The sequence below is a fragment of the Paenarthrobacter sp. GQ52 genome (genome assembly GCF_059759005.1).
This window is the reverse complement of the sequence record NZ_JCAXEJ010000006.1, coordinates 91150-106813: the sequence shown is the minus strand read 5'-3', so window position 1 is coordinate 106813 and position 15664 is coordinate 91150. Positions and strand designations below refer to the sequence as shown.

Sequence of the window (15664 nt, the reverse complement as noted above, 5' to 3'; positions counted from 1 at the left end):
TCACTCGCCCTCAGCGGCCTTCCGCGCGCGATACGCAGCAACGTGGGCGCGGTTAGCGCAGTTCCCTGTATCGCAGTAGAGCTTGGAGCGGTTGCGGCTGAGGTCCAGCACGACGGCGTCGCAGTCGTCCGCCGCGCACACGCGCATGCGGTCCATTTCCTTGCTGCGGATGACGTCGATGATGGCCATGGCAGCTTCGGTTCCCATTCGGACTGCCAGCGGTGCTTCCGGGGTGGTGGCGTGGAGGTGCCAGTCCCAGTGGTCATGTTTCACCAGTTGCGGGAGTGCCTTTGCGTCGGCAAGCAGTTTGTTGACGGACTTGGCTGCCGTGTCCTCGTCAGCGCTCCAAAGTGCCGCCAGTTCGCTGCGGAGGCGCTTGATGCTGCTCAGTTCCGCAGGAGTGTTCACCCGTGATCCGGTGAACTCTTCAGCTTCCAGGAAGGAATCGAGGTCTTCCATTGTGACCAGCGATTCCGCGCCGTTGGCGGCCGTATTGATCAGATTGACGACGCTACGAAGGGCTACCTCGGTGTCAGGCGCAAAAAGCACTTTGACTCCTTACATGATTCGAGAGTACTGTCATGACCATAAGCCCACTTTACTCCTGACAGGAGGCTGCTGTGTCAGCTCCAACGACGAAGGCTGATGCAAAGAGTTTCCTGGCATCAGGACTCGGCATCGCACTCTTTTCTTCCGCCGTTTTCGGCACGTCCGGCTCGTTTGCCAAGTCGATGCTTGAAACCGGCTGGTCACCCGGCGCCGCTGTTGCCGTGCGCCTCACTGGTGCCGCACTGATATTGGTGATCCCCGGCGTCGTGGTTCTCCGCGGCCGGTGGCACCAACTCAAGGACAACTGGCTCACCATCCTGCTGTTCGGGCTCATCGGAGTTGCGGGGTGCCAGCTCTTTTACTTCAATGCCGTGGCCCGATTGTCCGTGGGCGTCGCGCTGCTGCTTGAGTATCTGGCTCCGGTGATGATTGTCCTCTGGCTCTGGATCGCCAGCCGACGGCGGCCCCGTGCGCTCACTGCTTCCGGCGCCCTGTTGTCCCTGGGCGGACTGGTCCTGGTGCTTGATCTGACGGGTGCCGTGAAGGTGGACTTCATTGGTGTCCTTTGGGGTATGGCTGCCGCAGTCTGCCTGGTGATCTACTTCTTCATTACAGCCAAGGAGAATGACAGCCTCCCTCCGCTGGTGCTCGCTTCCGGAGGTCTCTTAGTAGGCGCGCTGGTCATGTGGCTCGTCGGATTGCTGGGACTGCTGCCCATGACTTTCAGTGTCGAGGACACAACGTTGGGGCCGTGGACCACTCCGTGGTGGGTTTCCGTCGTCGGACTCATCATCCTGGCCACAGTTCTCGCGTACGTTTCCGGCATCATGGCTGCCCGCAGCCTGGGCTCGAAGGTAGCGTCCTTCGTGTCCCTCACCGAAGTGCTGTTCGCCGTGATCTGGGCATGGCTGCTCCTGGGGGAACTCCCCGGCCCCATTCAGCTGCTGGGCGGCCTCCTCATTGTGGGCGGCGTGGTCCTGGTCCGGATCGATGAGCTGCGGGGAGATCGCAGGGCGGCCGTTACTGCCCAAGAAGCGGCCCGCGTTCTTGATCACCCGAACGACGTGGAACCCGTCCCCTCCGGTCATGTCACCAAGGCGCCCCGCAGCTAAGCCACGGAACTCCCGGGTTTATTCGAAGTCCCCGCCATACAACGGCGGTGCGGGCGAACAACACCGGGAGCCATGCCTTTAACAGCGAAAACCCCGGACGCTGATGCGTCCGGGGTTTTCCCAACTGTCTTAGTTGGAAGCCTGCTGCTGCTGCTCAGCGTTCTTCTGAGCGCGATCGCCGGCTTCGCGAAGTGCGTCGGCAACCTTCTTCAGGTTGGAAGCGTGCTGGCTGTCCCACTCGCCGCGGAACTTGTCAGCGTCCGGGCCCTTCCAGTCGGTGCCGTCAAGTGCGCCCTTGAGCTGTGAACGCTGCTGCTCGATGTTCTCAGCACCGGCCTTCAGCTTGTTACCGAGCTGACGAAGCTGATCAACATCTGCACCCCAAATAGCCATGAGATTCTCCTTCATTTTTCGGACCCGAGCTCTTCGGCATCCCCAACGGCCTCCGGCTCATCCGGAAGATCCAATAACTAAAACCTATCCCGGGAATCCAAAAACCGTCGATGGGCACCCCTCCCCATGTAGCACTGCCCATAGCTAGCATGGGGTTATGTGCCGCAATATCAGGACCCTGCATAACTTCGAACCGCACGCTACGAGCGCCGAAGTGGAGGCCGCTGCCCTGCAATATGTGCGCAAGATCAGCGGATCCACCAAGCCCTCCAAGGCCAACGAGGAAGCCTTCGCGGAGGCTGTGCACGAGATCGCGCACATTACGCAGCATCTCTTGGACTCCTTGGTGAGCCACGGCCCGGCGAAGAACCGTGACGAAGAAGCCGCGAAAGCGAAGGCCCGGGCTGCGGTCCGGTTCGGAACCGCGTAGCCCAGGCCACTTATGTAGACGGCAGTTGCGTCTACTTCCCGAACGAGCGCAGCCTCAGCGAGTTCGCAACTACCAGCACGGAGCTGGCTGCCATGGCTGCGCCGGCGATCATCGGGTTCAGGAATCCAAGTGCTGCCACCGGGATGCCGATCGCGTTGTAGAAGAACGCCCAGAACAGGTTGGTCTTGATGGTGGACAGTGTCTTGCGGGACAGCTCGATTGCCTGCACCAGCTGACCCAGATCACTGCCCATCACGGTCAGGTCAGAAGCTTCGATGGCAACGTCCGTTCCCGAACCCATCGCGATACCGAGGTCCGACTGTGCCAAAGCCGCGGCGTCGTTGACGCCATCACCTGCCATGGCCACCGTGGCACCGGACGCCTGGAGCTTCCTGACCGCCTCAACTTTCCCTTCCGGCAGTACACCGGCGAACACGTCGTCCGGTGAAATCCCGACGGCGGCAGCCACTTGGGCGGCTACTGCAGCGTTATCGCCGGTCAGGAGGATGGGGCGGATTCCCATGTCCTTCAACTTTTGTATCGCCGCTGCGGAACCGGGCTTGATGGTGTCCCTCAGGCTGACGATTCCTGCAGCCTGACCGTCCACTGCAACCCAGATAGCTGTAGCGCCGCCGTTTTCTTCTGACGCCAAGGCTTCCCGTTGGCTTGAATCGAGCGCGATGCCGTTCTCCTCGAGCCAGCCCGAGCGTCCGACAACCACAGTCCTTGAGACGCCGTCTACTGCAACGGTTCCCCTCACGCCGCCGCCGGGAGCGGAACTGAAACCGGCAACACCAGGCAGGGTGCCGGCGTCGGACATGGCATCCTTTGCCGCGGCAGCAATCGCGTGGGCGATCGGATGCTCAGAGGCCGATTCAACAGCTCCCGCCAGTGTTAGGACGGCGGCCGGGGCGTAGCCGTTGAGGCCCACAGTGTGGTCCACAGCGAGCTTGCCGCTGGTGACGGTGCCCGTCTTGTCCAGCAGGATGGTGTCCACATGGCGGGTGTCCTCAAGAACCTGGGGGCCTTTGATGAGGATGCCCAGTTGAGCTCCGCGGCCCGTCCCTGTCAGCAGCCCGACGGGAGTTGCCAGGCCCAAGGCGCAGGGGCAGGCGATCACCAGCACGGCAACGGCTGCCGTGAAGGCCGCGTTGAGGTCGCCCGAGATAAACAGCCAAAGGATAAACGTGAGCACGGCAATAACCAGCACGATCGGAACGAAGACGGAGCTGATCCTGTCCGCGAGCCGCGCAATGGGTGCCTTGCCCGTCTGTGCCTGGCTGACCAAGCGCCCCATCTGAGCGAGCGTCGTGTCGGAACCCACGCGGGTGGCCCGGACCAGCAGGCGACCGGAGGTGTTGATCGTAGCGCCCGTCACCAGGCTGCCCGGCCCAACCTCCACCGGCACCGATTCGCCGGTGACCAGTGAGGCGTCGACGGCGGAAGCACCGTCCGTGACAACGCCGTCAGTGGCAATTTTCTCCCCCGGGCGGACAACAATGACGTCATCTACGAGGAGTTGATCGGCAGGAATCTTCTGCTCCACGCCCTCCACGAGGATCGTTGCATCTTTGGCACCCAGGTTGAGCAGCGCCTTGAGCGCGTTGCCGGCTTTGGCCTTCGCGTTCGCTTCAAGGTAACGGCCCAGAAGCAGGAACGTTGTGACCACTGCGGCAACCTCGAAGTACAGGCCGCCCCCGGACATGTTTTCCATACCGGGGTGTTCAGTCATGCGTGGATCCCCAAAGAGTTGCCACGCCGAGTAAAGGTAAGCAGCGATGACGCCAAGGGAAACGAGCGTGTCCATGGTGGAGGCGAAGTGCCGGGCATTGATTGCGGCTGCCCTGTGGAAGGGCCAGGCCGCCCAGCTCACCACGGGTAGGGCCATCGCGCCCACAACCCATCCCCAGTTGGCGAACTGCAGGGCCGGGATCATCGAGATCGCGAACACCGGAATGGTTAGCAGTGCTGCGACGATCAGGCGTGGGCGCAGGGTTGATGCAGCAGGGCCGTGGGACATGTGGTCTGTGTGCGCGGAGTGCTCCGTGTGGTCGGCTGTCGCGGCGCCTTGTGTGGCGCCTTCGGCGCCGTGCTCTGCATGCTCGGTCGTTCCTCCCTTAGACGCATGCTGCCGCACGCCGCCGAAGGCTTTACTTGGGACCCTTCCGGACCCAACGACTGCGGCACTGTGTTCCTGGTTTTGTTCTGTGGAAGAGTGTCCGTGGCCCTCGTGATCCGAGGGTTCGTGGGTGGTTTGGGGTTCGGGGGAGTGGGGCTTGCGGGTGTGCGGCGCGGGGGCTTGGCGGACGGTGGCTTTGTATCCCGTCGCGTTGACGGTGTCCACAATCTGCTGATCTGTCACGGTTGCCGGGACGGTGACGTGGGCTGATTCGAGGGGCAGGTTGACGCTGGCCTCCACGCCCTCGAGCTTGCCCAGTTTTCGTTCCACTCGATTGACGCACGAGGCGCAGGTCATGCCCTCGATGTCCAGCTCGATGACCCTGTGTGCGGGTTGGTTGAAAGTCTCCTGGCTACTCAAGAGGACTCCTAAGCTTCGTTGGCTACCACCAGGTAGCCGGCTTCTGCCACGGCCTCGCCGATTTCAGACGGCGAGAGCTCCTTGGTTGATGTGATGGTCACAGTGGACAGGCCACCTGGGTTGAGGTCCACGGCCACGTTTTCGACGCCGCTGAGCGACTCAATTTCTTCGCTGACACTGGAGACGCAGTGGCCGCAGGTCATACCCGAAACGTTGACGTTGGTCTGGATGGTCTGGCTCATGGCGCTCTCCTTGGTGATGAGTTGAATGGTGTGGTGGTTGTTGGCGGAATTACCGCAGCAGGCGCCCGATGGCATCGGTGGCCTCCTTTACTTTGGCGTCGATCTGTTCGGCGCGGGCTTCGGGGTTGGGCTCGGAGGCGGCACCCACGACGCAGTGGCCGATGTGCTCCTCCACGAGTCCCAAGCTGACTGCATGGAGGGCCTTGGTGGCAGCTGCTACCTGGGTGAGGATGTCGATGCAGTATTTGTCGTCCTCCACCATCCGCGCGATACCGCGGACTTGCCCTTCAATCCGTTTCAAGCGTTTGAGGTAGGCATCCTTGTTGCTGGTGTAGCCGTGGGGTGCGGCGTGCTCCAGATCCACCTCGATGATGGGTGCATCCGGATTGCTCATGCTCAGGTCTGGCGTGCTCATAACTCGAAGCTATACCCATAGGGGGTATCGCGTCAAGTACCCCCTGGGGGTATAAAAACAATCAGGAGTCCACGAGCCCTGGTAGTCATCACGCCAGTAAAGGACTAGACCAACCAAGGAGGTAGGTATAGACCAAAAGATCCAAAATCTGGATTCTTGTTTTGCAATGCAAACCTTTTGGTAAATGTGCTTCCGCCCACACCCGCACGTTCATAGTGTTTGGTCTCATAGCCGCGGAGGGGGAAATCCCGCGGAACCCAACTTTCTCCTTGGAGGACACTTGAAACTCGCACGCTCCGCAGCGGCCATAGCCATCGCAGCGCTCGCCTTGACCGCTTGCGCTCCGCCCACCTCAAACAACGCAGCCTCCAGCTCGGACGAGCAGACGGGCACCGTCCGCGTCTGGCTCTTCTCCGAGGTCAATCAGGATCCCAAGGCCGCAGTGGTCAAGGAAGCCATTGCTGAATTCGAAGCGGCACACAGCGGTGCCAAGATCGATGTCCAGTACATTCCCGTCGACAGCCGCGCCGAGCGATTCAAGGCGGCATTCAACGATCCTTCCAGCGCGCCGGACGTGGCTGAGTTCGGTAACACCGACCTCGCTAGTTACGTTGCATCCGGCGGACTGGCCGACGTAACCGAGGACATCAAGTCCTGGGATGAGGCCAAGGACCTGGACGAGAAAATCCTGGACACCACTGAGATCGACGGCAAGAACTACGGTGTTCCGTGGTTCGTTGGCGTTCGCGCCCTCTACTACCGCACGGACCTCCTGCAGCAGATGGGCCTTGAGGTCCCCAAGACCTTGGATGAGGTAGAAACCGTTGCCCGTGCTGTCCGTGCAGCGAAACCGGACCTGCTGGGCATTTCCGTGGGTGGCGCCGCGCAGTTCTCGGCCATGCCGTATCTGTGGGCCAACGGCGGCGAGATAGCCACGAAGGAAGGCGACGCGTTCGTTTCCGGACTGGACTCCGCTGAGTCGCGGGAAGGCGTCGCCGCCTACACGCGACTCCTCAAGGACGATATCTGCCCGGCCCAAACCTGCGCCGAGTTCGGTGGAAACGCCAGTGTCCAGCAGTTCATTGCAGGTAAATCGGCCATGACCATCGGCGGCGACTTCAACTACAAGGCTGTCGCAGCCAGTGCCATCAAGGACAAGTTCGCCGTGGTTCCCGTTCCCGGCAAGACGGCCGGTTCCATCGCACCGGCCTTTGCTGGCGGTAACAACCTGGGTGTCTTCAACAGCAGCGAACGCCGCACCCTCGCAGCCGACTTCGTAAAGACGCTGGCCAGCAAGAAGTACCAGCAGAAGATGTTCGATTCCATGGGCAACCTCCCCACCTTCAGCGACGTGCAGAAGTCCGTAGCGGAGAACAACAAGCAGGTGGAACCGTTCATCAACACCCTCGGCGCCGGCACCAAGTTCGTCCCGGTCACTGAAAGCTGGTCAACCATCGACGCCCAGGGTGTGTTCACCGGCATGTACCAGAAGGTGGTCACAGGGAAGGCTGACGTCAACGCCGCAACTACCGAGGCTGCAACGGCCATGAACACGGCATTCGGCTCCAAGTGATGCGCTGCAGTACATCATTTAGGGACGCATCATGACAGCGCTCACCCCGGTTCTGCCGGATGTCCCGGAAAGTGGCAGGCCGGACAGTGGATCCACGACGGCGGCCCGCAAGTCCCGGCGTTTCTCCAACGGAAAGCGCCGGCTGGAGCCATGGCTCTACCTGGCCCCGGCGTTCATCGTCCTGATCGCGCTGCTTGGCTACCCGATCTTCCAGCTGATCAACGTCTCGCTGTACGACTACCGCCAGGCACAGGTCAGCGGCAAGGCGCCCCTGAACTTCGTGGGCCTCGAGAACTACCAGAAGCTTTTCGCTGACCCACAGTTCTGGACTGTCCTTGGCAATACGGTGGTGTTTGCCACCGCCTGCGTGGTCTTCACCTTGCTGGTGGGCAGCTCCCTCGCAGTGCTCGCAACCAGGCTGCGCCCGTGGGTCCGTTCGATGCTGTTCGTCGTCTCGCTCGGCGCGTGGGCTACCCCTGCGGTCACGGGCAGTGCCGTTTGGCTTTTCCTGTTCGAGCCAACCTTGGGCCTGGTCAACAAGACGCTGGTGGCCATCGGGCTGACCCAGTTTGAGGGCTACTCCTGGACCTACGACAAATGGTCGGCGTTTGGGCTCGTTGCCAGCGAAGTGGTGTGGTGCTCGTTCCCGTTCGTGCTGGTCACGGTCTACGCCGGCATCCAGGCGATCCCCACGGAGGTCATTGAAGCGGCCAGGATTGACGGTGCTTCCATGCCCAGGATTGCGCGCAGCATCATGCTCCCGATGCTCAGGCCAATCGTGATCGTGGTGACCATCCAATCCATCATTTGGAACTTCAAGATCTTCTCGCAGATCTACATCATGACCAACGGCGGTGGGATCGCGGGCCAGAACCTGGTGCTCAACGTGTACGGCTACCAGCAGGCATTCGCCGCCAGCCTCTATGGCCTCGGTTCTGCGCTCGGCGTCATCATGACGGCCCTCCTCATGGTCATCACCCTGGTCTACCTCCGGATACTCAAGAGAACAGGCGAAGCCCTATGACCGCCGTCGACGTTTCCTCAGTCCCTCGCAGAAAGACGCAAGCGGAGGCTCCGCAGAAGCTGCGCAAGCAAGGCAAGCGCCGCTTCGGAGCCGATGCCGCGGCGATTGTCATCGCCCTGATCGTTGCCTTCCCACTGTTTTGGATGGTGCTGTCCGCGCTGAAACCCAAAACTGCGCTCGACGCCGGTGATGCTGCACCGTACACGCTGGAACCGTCGCTGGACTCGTTCGGGCGCGTCCTGGGTGTGAACAATTTTGGCCAGTACTTCCTCAACAGCGTGATCGTGGCTCTGGTGGTGGTGGTGCTATCCACCGTCCTGGCGTTCCTCGCAGCCGTGGCCCTGACGCGCTACAACTTCAAGATGCGCACCAAACTGCTGATCATCATCCTGGTCTCGCAAATGGTGCCTGTTGAAGCACTGACCATTCCGCTGTTCTTCCTCCTGCGCAATGCCGGGGAGGCCGTCCCGTTGGTGGGGCTGAACCAATTGGGCTCTCTAGTTCTGGTCCACGTCGGATTCAGCATTCCGTTCGCTATTTGGATGCTGCGTGGTTTCGTGGCCGCTGTACCGCTGGAGGTTGAGGAAGCCGCCCGCTTGGACGGCGCCAGCAGCTTCCGGTTTGTCCGTTCCATCCTGTTCCCGCTGGTGGCACCCGGAGTGGTGGCATGTTCGGTGTTCTCCTTCATTTCCACTTGGAACGACTTCCTGTTTGCCAAAACATTCATCATCTCCGCCCAGGAGAACCAGACGCTGCCCATGGCACTGCTGACGTTCTTCAAGCCTGACCAAAACGATTGGGGAGCCATCATGGCCGGCTCGGTCATCATGACCATTCCTGTGCTGATCTTCTTCGTATCAGTTCAGCGCAAGCTCGTGTCCGGACTGGCTGGGGCGGTGAAGGGATGAGTGCGGCTCACCAGTTGGTCCCGGCGCCGTGGTCCTTCTCCGCGGGCTCGGGCGAGTTGGAGCTCGACGCCGGCACAACCTTGGGCGCCGATCCTGAACTGCGCGGGCCTCGCCGCTGGCTCGCCAGGGCTCTTGGTGCAGCGACGGGTTGGGACCTGGCCCCCGTGCCGTCTGAGGAAGCGGACATTCGCCTCCGGCTGGACCCCACGCTCGACGCCGAGGCCTACCGCCTGGAGGTGAGCGACGTCGTCGTGATTTCTGCGGGTGGTGCTGCCGGTGCCTTCTACGGTGCGCAGACACTGTTGCAGCTGATGGGGCCAGCGGCCCTACGGCAAGCTCCCCTTGCTTCGATACGAACCTGGCCAGTACCGCGCGTTTCTGTGGAGGACAAGCCACGCTTTGGCTACCGCGGGACCATGCTGGATGTCGCGCGGCACTATATGCCCAAGGACAACGTGCTCCGGTTCATCGAGGTGATGGCCATGCACAAGCTCAACGTCCTGCACCTGCACCTCACGGATGATCAGGGGTGGCGAATCCAGATCAACCGGTATCCCAAGCTGACGGAGGTCGGGGCGTGGCGACGTGAATCATCGCTGGGTTCCTGGCGCGCAGGCGTCTTCGATGGCCGCCCGCATGGCGGCTTCTATACGCAGGACGACCTCCGGGAGATTGTGGCCTTCGCAGCTGACCGGCACATCACCGTCATCCCGGAGATCGACGTTCCCGGGCACAGCCAGGCTGCCATCGCTGCCTATCCGGAGCTGGGCGCACCCCCGGTCGGCGGTTCAACGCCTGTGGAGGTGTGGACGCGGTGGGGTATCAGTGAAACGGTCCTGGAAGTGTCCGATACCTCGCTCGAGTTCTACCGGAACGTGCTGGACGAAGTGGTGAAGATCTTCCCCTCCCCGTGGATAAGTCTCGGCGGCGACGAAGTGCCACTCACGCAATGGCAAGCCAGTGCGCAGGCGCAAGCGAAGGCCAATGAGCTGGGCTTGGACGATGTTTCCGGCTTGCACAGTTGGTTCGTGGGGCAGTTGGCGTTGCATCTGAAACGCCACGGCCGCGCCACATCCGTGTGGGATGAAATCGGCGACGGCGGCCTCCCGGACAGTGCCCTCGTGGCGTCTTGGCGCGGATACGAGGGCGGGATAGATGCCCTGAGGAACGGGTACGACGTTGTGATGTGCCCTGAGCACAAGCTGTACCTCGACCATCGCCAAGCCGACGGCGACGACGAGCCTGTGCCCGTGGGCTTCGTGACAACTCTGCGGGCGGTCTACGAGTTTGAGCCACTGCCAGGTGTAGACGGCACGGAAGTCCCCGGCCGTCTCCTGGGAGCGCAGGCCAACATCTGGAGCGAGCACTTGGATTCGCCCCGCCGCGTGCAGTTCGCAGCGTTCCCGCGCCTCAGCGCCATCTCTGAAGTGTTCTGGTCCAAGCCGGAGGGCCGGGACTACGATGAGTTCCTGACCCGACTTACAGGTGCACATCTGGCGCGCCTTGAGGCTATGGGCGTGGAGTACCGTCCCCTTGCAGGGCCTGCACCATGGCAGCAGCGGCCGGGTGTGGAGGGTTGGAAACGAGATTACGACGCCGAGCAGCTCGTGAGGAACTGAGTGACTACTGAAGGCAAGGATGTCCGTAATTCCTCGGCATCGCTTCGCAAGGCGCTGGCTTTGTTGACTGTGGTGGCCGAGGAGCCTGGTAATGGAGATGGGCTGGCGCTCGTGGAGCTTTCCCGGCTGTCCGGTTTGAACAAGAGCACGCTGTTGCGTTTAGCTGCACCTTTGCTGGAGGAAAATCTTCTGGAGCGCGACCACGAGACAGGCAAGTTCCGCCTGGGCCACGGCTGTTTGCGGCTGGGCCAGTCATACCTTGACCGGGTGGATCTGCGCAGTGTAGCCAACGGCGAGCTCCGGAGCCTCATGCGCGCCACGGAAAGCACCTGCCACTTGGTGGTGCTTTCCGGGCACGACGTCGTCTACCTGGACAAGGTGGAGGACGAGGCCACGGTGCGGATGGCTTCCCGCGTCGGCGCCACCATGCCGGCATACTGCACTGCCGTGGGCAAGGCCATGCTGGCGTTCAGCCCGGAGGAAGTGGTAGGACCGATCCTCGCGGCGGAGCTCCACCCGCTGACGGAGAAGACCATTACGGACCCTTCCCTGCTTCGCGCTGATTTTGAGGCCATCCGCCGGCGCGGCTATTCCATAGACGATCGTGAGAATGAACCGGAAGTACGCTGCGTGGCCGCTCCGATCTTCGGCCACGACGATCACGTGGTTGCCGCACTATCCGTATCGTCGTTGTCCTCCCGGATGACTGCTAAGCGTGTCCGGGAGGTTGGGCCCATGGCAGCTGAGACCAGCCTCCGGATCTCCGCCAAGCTGGGCTCGCGGCGAGCAAGCGCGAAACTGGCGAAGCTCGCATGAGTATCAGCGCAGCGGACTACTTTCGCGCCAAGCTGCAGTGCGAGATCGATGTCATGGAAGTGGCTGAGTCCCAATCCGGCTCATTGGTTGTGGTGGACACACGCCGGCAGTCCTCGTGGGATCACGGACATATTCCCGATGCCGTACATATTCCAACGGCGGATATTCCGGCCTTGGCACAAGAACTCATCCCAGCCGGTTCCCAAGTAGTGGTCTATTCCTGGGGCCCGGGGTGCAACGGAAGCACCTTCGCTGCGCTCGCCTTCGCTGAACTCGGCTACTCCGTGAAGGAAATGATCGGTGGCATTGAGTACTGGATCCGGAACGGGCTTCCCTTGGCAACAGCAACAGCCACGGGGACCGTGCAAAGCAAGCCGGATTCGTTGGTGACAGCACATACGTCCTGAAGTGAAACGGGGAAAGATGGCGGTTTTCGTACTGATTCACGGTGGTGGTTCCACCGCGTGGGACTGGCATTTGGTCAGCCCGCTGCTTGAAGCATCCGGGCATGGCGTCGTGGCAGTTGACCTGCCCATCGAAGACATCGACGCTGGACTTGAGGACTATACCCACGCGGTGACGGAAGCAGTTGGCGATGCTGAGCACACCATCGTGGTGGGCCACTCGCTGGGAGGCTTCACGGCACCGTTGGTGTGCGACGAACTCCACTCCGACGGTCTGGTGTATCTCTCGGCAATGATTCCCATGCCGGGTGAGACCTTCGGGGACTGGTGGGCCAACACCGGGCATGACCGGGAGACGATCCCCGATGACGCTTTCTTCAATCTTGTGCCTGATGAGTTGGCTCGCGAAGCCACTGAGAGGGAACGGGACCAGCAAGGCGCTTGGATGTCAGGGCCGTGGCCCGGCCGTCATCCGGAAGTTCCCACCTTGGCGATTTTGTGCCGGGATGACCAGTTTTTCCCAGCGCCCTTCATGAGGAGGCAGGTGCAACAGCGGCTTGGAATTGAACCGGTCGAGATCCCAGGGGGCCACTACGTTACCCTGAGCCATCCGGACGCTGTGGCGGCGGTACTCACCGATTTTGCTGAAAGGACCGCCAGGGAACGCTGAGGAACCGGTTAGGCAGGATCGATGTCGGTTCGCTTTGCCCGGACAACGTCCTTTGCGTCGGTGACATCCGACGGCTGGGGAGCAGGCACGAACAATGCAAGGGGCGGTGCGGCGGCACTGCAGTCCAGATCCGGAAGTGTAACGACGCTGCTGATCCGTTGTTGCCCTCCCTGGAGTTGTTCCATCCGGAACATCACGCCGGAGGCACTCAGTTCATCCGGCACGTCACCAGTTTCGGATGCCCAACGCACCAAGCAACCGTGCACCTCGGCGGTGCCGGGAACCGGGCCCGGCTGGACCTTCATAGGGAGGAAAGGATCAGGTCCCGGTCGGATGTCCGGGCGACGTTTCTGTGCGATGTCGTTCAACGGAGGCCTGGAAATGCGGACGCGGACTTCCAGGCCAGTGGTCTCCACCAGCTCGGGCAGGGTGAAGTCCGTAATATTCTGTGCCACAGCCTGCGCCTCGAGGGATTTGCGGGCCGCCATGACCCACGGGTCAGCCTCTATGGGCTCGCTCGGCGGAGCGCCTTGCCATTCGACCGCCGGATAAGGGGGTGCAGGTTTCTTCTCCTCCCCGCACGCCGAGAGTCCGCCGGAGACGGTAACCAGCAACAGCGATGCAGCCACAGCCTTGAAATACCGCGGCCGGGATGTCCTCGCGTCGCCCATGGTCAACCACCTTTGTTTGCGTTTTTTCGCCTGTCGAATCTATCACGGGCCTCTCAAGGGATAGTCAGCGTCTGGTTTCAACGGCAGCCTGGTTCAGTGGGTCAGTGCTGGTCCGCCGGGGTGTGGACGACGCAGATGGTACCGGCGGGAACGTGCGCTATTCCGCTGACCTTCTCACCGGAGAGCAGGTTGAGTCCGGTAGCGGGGTATTCGGCATCGGCGTCCGTGTGGTTGATGAGGAAGGTGAACGTGCCTTCGTCGGAGCCGCGTGAAGCTACCTCCAGCCCGGCGACCGGTTGAACTCCAAGCTCAATTCCTGCAGCCCCCACTGCGTCCAGTACAACGTCGGCGAGGTGGCCGCCGTCGAGCTTTGTGGAAACGTACCAAGCGGTGCCGTTGCCGAACTCGTTCCGGGTGATGGCCGGGCCGGAGGCCGCGGGACCGGACGTGTAGCGGCTCAACACGCTGGCAGTGACGGGATGGATTTCCTCGGACCACACTGTGCCGGTGGCGCCGTTGCCCAGTGTGATGATCTCGTCCTCGCGCAAGGGCAGGAATTCGTGGATCTCCAAGCCGAGAACGTCGCGGAGGCCGCCCGGGGAGGCACCTGCGGGAACGGTGTCGTTGACGTCCACGATGCCGGAGAAATAGGACACCATCAGATGCCCGCCGGCGTGGACATAGCGGCTGATGTTCGCCGCTGCCTTGTCGCCCACCAGATAGAGGGCCGGGGCGAGAACCAGGCCGTACCCGGAGAGGTCGGCCTCGGGGTGGGCGAAGTCCACGCTGATGCCGTGGTTCCAGAGGACGGAGTAGAAGGACTCGATCCGTTCGCGATGGTCAAGGTCGCTGCTGGGCCGCCATTCCAGATCCTGCGCCCAGAACGACTCCACATCCCAGAGGATGGCCACCCGCGACTGCACGGTTGAGCCCTTCACCGGAGCGAGCTTCCTGAGGTCGTCACCCAAGTCCAGGACCTCCCGCCAGATGCGCGTGCCGGTGCCGGCGTGGGGGAGCATTGCGGAGTGAAACTTTTCCGCGCCGTAGCGGGACGCCCGGAACTGGAAGAACATGATGGCATCGGCCCCGCGTGCCAGGTGTGACAGGCTGTTGCGGGCCAGCTCGCCGGGTCGCTTGGCGATGTTCCGCCCCTGCCAGTTCACGGCGCCCGTGGAGTGTTCCATCAGCATCCAAGGGCGGTTGCCTGCCAAGGACCGCGTGAGGTCGGCGTCCATGGAGAGCAGAACGTGGTTGTCGGTGCGCTGGGCAACCAGATAGTGGTCGTTGGCCACGATGTCCACCTCCTTGGCCCATGCCCAGTAGTCAGCAGAAAGGCAGTTTGTGGCCATGAAATTAGTGGTCACCGGAAGGTGGGGCGTGTACTTCTTGATGACGTCGCGTTCGGCAATGAAACACTGCAGCATGGCGTCCGAGGTGAACCGCCGGAAGTCGAGCCGCTGGGCTTGGTTGCTGACGCTGGCCGAAAGCCTGGGTGCGTCGATCTCGTCCCATTCGCCGTACTTCTGGCCCCAGAAGAGGGTGCCCCAGGCCTGGTTAAGGGCGTCCAGGGTGCCATAGCGTGATCGAAGCCAGTCGCGGAACGCCACCACGGAATTCCGGTCGTAGGACTCACTGACCGGAGCGCCGTATTCATTGTGGACATGCCAAAGAACCAGCGCGGGGTGGGTGCCGTAGCGGCGTGCGAGCTGCTCCGTGATGTTGGTGGCGGCCCGTCGGTATTCCGGCGAGCTGGGGCTGACCATGCCACGCGATCCGTTGCCCAGAGTGACGCCCTCGCGGGTCACGGGACACGCTTGGGGGTACTTCTTCCAGAACCAGGCAGGTGGTGCCGCGGTAGGTGTTCCGAGGTCCACACTGATGCCGGCATCGGCGAGCAGGTCCATCAAGGCATCAAGCCATTCGAAGTCGTATTCACCTTCGCGCGGTTCGAGCAACACCCAGGAGAAGATGCCGATGCTGACCAGGTTGATCCCGGCCTCCTTCATCAGCGCGATGTCTTCCACCCAGACCTCACGGGGCCATTGCTCGGGGTTGTAGTCCCCGCCATAGCAAAGGCCGGCCGGTCGCTGTACCCAAGGCGCGGGTGCGCGTTGGGTGGCGGGGGCCTGCAGGACGTCTGTCATCGAATGATCTCCTTAGAACTGTGTGCGCTCCCAGTATTATCACAGCAATAGTTGCGCTGCCTAGATCAAATTGAGTGTTGACATGGATCACATGGCTGTGACTAACTGGAACCGCTCACAGTCATACCGACTTCCGCTCGGATGAGCGATGAATC

Annotated in this window: 16 protein-coding genes; 9 read left to right on the top strand and 7 right to left on the bottom strand. The window is 61.9% G+C overall.

Annotation, left to right across the window (positions count from 1 at the left end; translation table 11 throughout):
• Positions 1 to 549 carry a CGNR zinc finger domain-containing protein gene (locus AC6CH8_RS10390; RefSeq protein WP_091464089.1) on the bottom strand — a complete coding sequence of 183 codons (549 nt, stop codon included), beginning with the start codon at positions 547 to 549 and terminating at the stop codon, positions 1 to 3.
• 71 nt (positions 550 to 620) lie between these two features.
• Between AC6CH8_RS10390 and AC6CH8_RS10385 the strand changes: the two genes are divergently transcribed.
• Positions 621 to 1661, top strand: coding sequence for an EamA family transporter (locus tag AC6CH8_RS10385; protein WP_498190364.1), 1041 nt, complete (start codon positions 621 to 623; stop codon positions 1659 to 1661).
• A gap of 129 nt (positions 1662 to 1790) precedes the next feature.
• Here AC6CH8_RS10385 and AC6CH8_RS10380 read toward each other — a convergent pair whose 3' ends face one another.
• Complete coding sequence (locus AC6CH8_RS10380) at positions 1791 to 2054, bottom strand: WXG100 family type VII secretion target (protein WP_011776688.1); 264 nt, start codon at positions 2052 to 2054, stop codon at positions 1791 to 1793.
• 157 nt (positions 2055 to 2211) lie between these two features.
• On the opposite strand from AC6CH8_RS10380, the gene AC6CH8_RS10375 reads away from it, so the two are divergent.
• Complete coding sequence (locus AC6CH8_RS10375) at positions 2212 to 2484, top strand: DUF2277 domain-containing protein (protein ID WP_011776687.1); 273 nt, start codon at positions 2212 to 2214, stop codon at positions 2482 to 2484.
• 31 nt (positions 2485 to 2515) lie between these two features.
• On the opposite strand, the gene AC6CH8_RS10370 is transcribed toward AC6CH8_RS10375, so the two are convergent.
• From AC6CH8_RS10370 to AC6CH8_RS10360, 3 genes are read right to left on the bottom strand one after another with little or no spacing between them, the layout of a single operon-like run.
• The gene (locus AC6CH8_RS10370) at positions 2516 to 5023 is read right to left on the bottom strand and encodes a heavy metal translocating P-type ATPase (protein ID WP_498190362.1); all 2508 of its coding nucleotides are present in this window, start codon (positions 5021 to 5023) and stop codon (positions 2516 to 2518) included.
• Between the two features lie 8 nt (positions 5024 to 5031).
• Positions 5032 to 5265, bottom strand: coding sequence for a heavy-metal-associated domain-containing protein (locus AC6CH8_RS10365; protein ID WP_043471595.1), 234 nt, complete (start codon positions 5263 to 5265; stop codon positions 5032 to 5034).
• A 49-nt stretch (positions 5266 to 5314) separates the two neighbouring features.
• On the bottom strand, positions 5315 to 5680 hold the full coding sequence (locus AC6CH8_RS10360) for a metal-sensitive transcriptional regulator (protein WP_420179463.1): 366 nt from the start codon (positions 5678 to 5680) through the stop codon (positions 5315 to 5317).
• Between the two features lie 280 nt (positions 5681 to 5960).
• On the opposite strand from AC6CH8_RS10360, the gene AC6CH8_RS10355 reads away from it, so the two are divergent.
• Genes AC6CH8_RS10355 through AC6CH8_RS10325 form a run of 7 tightly spaced genes read left to right on the top strand, consistent with a single transcriptional unit; the run spans position 5961 to position 12694 of the window.
• Positions 5961 to 7253 carry an extracellular solute-binding protein gene (locus AC6CH8_RS10355; RefSeq protein ID WP_498190359.1) on the top strand — a complete coding sequence of 431 codons (1293 nt, stop codon included), beginning with the start codon at positions 5961 to 5963 and terminating at the stop codon, positions 7251 to 7253.
• Positions 7254 to 7284: 31 nt separating this feature from the next.
• Positions 7285 to 8277 (top strand): carbohydrate ABC transporter permease, encoded by a 993-nt coding sequence (locus AC6CH8_RS10350; RefSeq protein WP_420179461.1) that lies wholly within the window; start codon positions 7285 to 7287, stop codon positions 8275 to 8277.
• A complete protein-coding gene (locus AC6CH8_RS10345; protein ID WP_420179460.1) occupies positions 8274 to 9185 on the top strand; it encodes a carbohydrate ABC transporter permease in 912 nt (303 codons plus the stop codon). Before AC6CH8_RS10350 ends, AC6CH8_RS10345 begins: the two co-directional genes overlap by 4 nt.
• Positions 9182 to 10804, top strand: a complete 1623-nt coding sequence (locus AC6CH8_RS10340) for a beta-N-acetylhexosaminidase (RefSeq protein WP_498190357.1) — start codon at positions 9182 to 9184, stop codon at positions 10802 to 10804. Before AC6CH8_RS10345 ends, AC6CH8_RS10340 begins: the two co-directional genes overlap by 4 nt.
• The gene (locus tag AC6CH8_RS10335; protein WP_420179458.1) at positions 10805 to 11620 is read left to right on the top strand and encodes an IclR family transcriptional regulator; all 816 of its coding nucleotides are present in this window, start codon (positions 10805 to 10807) and stop codon (positions 11618 to 11620) included.
• Positions 11617 to 12027, top strand: coding sequence for a rhodanese-like domain-containing protein (locus AC6CH8_RS10330; RefSeq protein WP_498190355.1), 411 nt, complete (start codon positions 11617 to 11619; stop codon positions 12025 to 12027). Before AC6CH8_RS10335 ends, AC6CH8_RS10330 begins: the two co-directional genes overlap by 4 nt.
• A 16-nt stretch (positions 12028 to 12043) precedes the next feature.
• Entirely contained in the window at positions 12044 to 12694 is a 651-nt protein-coding gene (locus tag AC6CH8_RS10325) for an alpha/beta fold hydrolase (RefSeq protein ID WP_498190353.1), read from the top strand.
• A gap of 8 nt (positions 12695 to 12702) precedes the next feature.
• On the opposite strand, the gene AC6CH8_RS10320 is transcribed toward AC6CH8_RS10325, so the two are convergent.
• Together AC6CH8_RS10320 and AC6CH8_RS10315 are read right to left on the bottom strand one after the other, a co-directional pair.
• Positions 12703 to 13365 (bottom strand): hypothetical protein, encoded by a 663-nt coding sequence (locus AC6CH8_RS10320; protein WP_498190351.1) that lies wholly within the window; start codon positions 13363 to 13365, stop codon positions 12703 to 12705.
• Between the two features lie 101 nt (positions 13366 to 13466).
• Complete coding sequence (locus tag AC6CH8_RS10315; protein WP_498190349.1) at positions 13467 to 15509, bottom strand: beta-galactosidase; 2043 nt, start codon at positions 15507 to 15509, stop codon at positions 13467 to 13469.
• Positions 15510 to 15664: the final 155 nt, after the last annotated feature.

Excerpts from the sequence above, each read along its gene's own strand:
- AC6CH8_RS10360 (WP_420179463.1), bottom strand. The coding sequence starts at position 5,680 with ATGAGCACGCCAGACCTGAGCATGAGCAATCCGGATGCACCCATCATC.
- AC6CH8_RS10340 (WP_498190357.1), top strand. The coding sequence starts at position 9,182 with ATGAGTGCGGCTCACCAGTTGGTCCCGGCGCCGTGGTCCTTCTCCGCG.
- AC6CH8_RS10330 (WP_498190355.1), top strand. The coding sequence starts at position 11,617 with ATGAGTATCAGCGCAGCGGACTACTTTCGCGCCAAGCTGCAGTGCGAG.
- AC6CH8_RS10320 (WP_498190351.1), bottom strand. The coding sequence starts at position 13,365 with ATGGGCGACGCGAGGACATCCCGGCCGCGGTATTTCAAGGCTGTGGCT.
- AC6CH8_RS10375 (WP_011776687.1), top strand. The coding sequence starts at position 2,212 with ATGTGCCGCAATATCAGGACCCTGCATAACTTCGAACCGCACGCTACG.
- AC6CH8_RS10315 (WP_498190349.1), bottom strand. The coding sequence starts at position 15,509 with ATGACAGACGTCCTGCAGGCCCCCGCCACCCAACGCGCACCCGCGCCT.
- AC6CH8_RS10345 (WP_420179460.1), top strand. The coding sequence starts at position 8,274 with ATGACCGCCGTCGACGTTTCCTCAGTCCCTCGCAGAAAGACGCAAGCG.
- AC6CH8_RS10380 (WP_011776688.1), bottom strand. The coding sequence starts at position 2,054 with ATGGCTATTTGGGGTGCAGATGTTGATCAGCTTCGTCAGCTCGGTAAC.
- AC6CH8_RS10325 (WP_498190353.1), top strand. The coding sequence starts at position 12,044 with ATGGCGGTTTTCGTACTGATTCACGGTGGTGGTTCCACCGCGTGGGAC.
- AC6CH8_RS10365 (WP_043471595.1), bottom strand. The coding sequence starts at position 5,265 with ATGAGCCAGACCATCCAGACCAACGTCAACGTTTCGGGTATGACCTGC.
- AC6CH8_RS10350 (WP_420179461.1), top strand. The coding sequence starts at position 7,285 with ATGACAGCGCTCACCCCGGTTCTGCCGGATGTCCCGGAAAGTGGCAGG.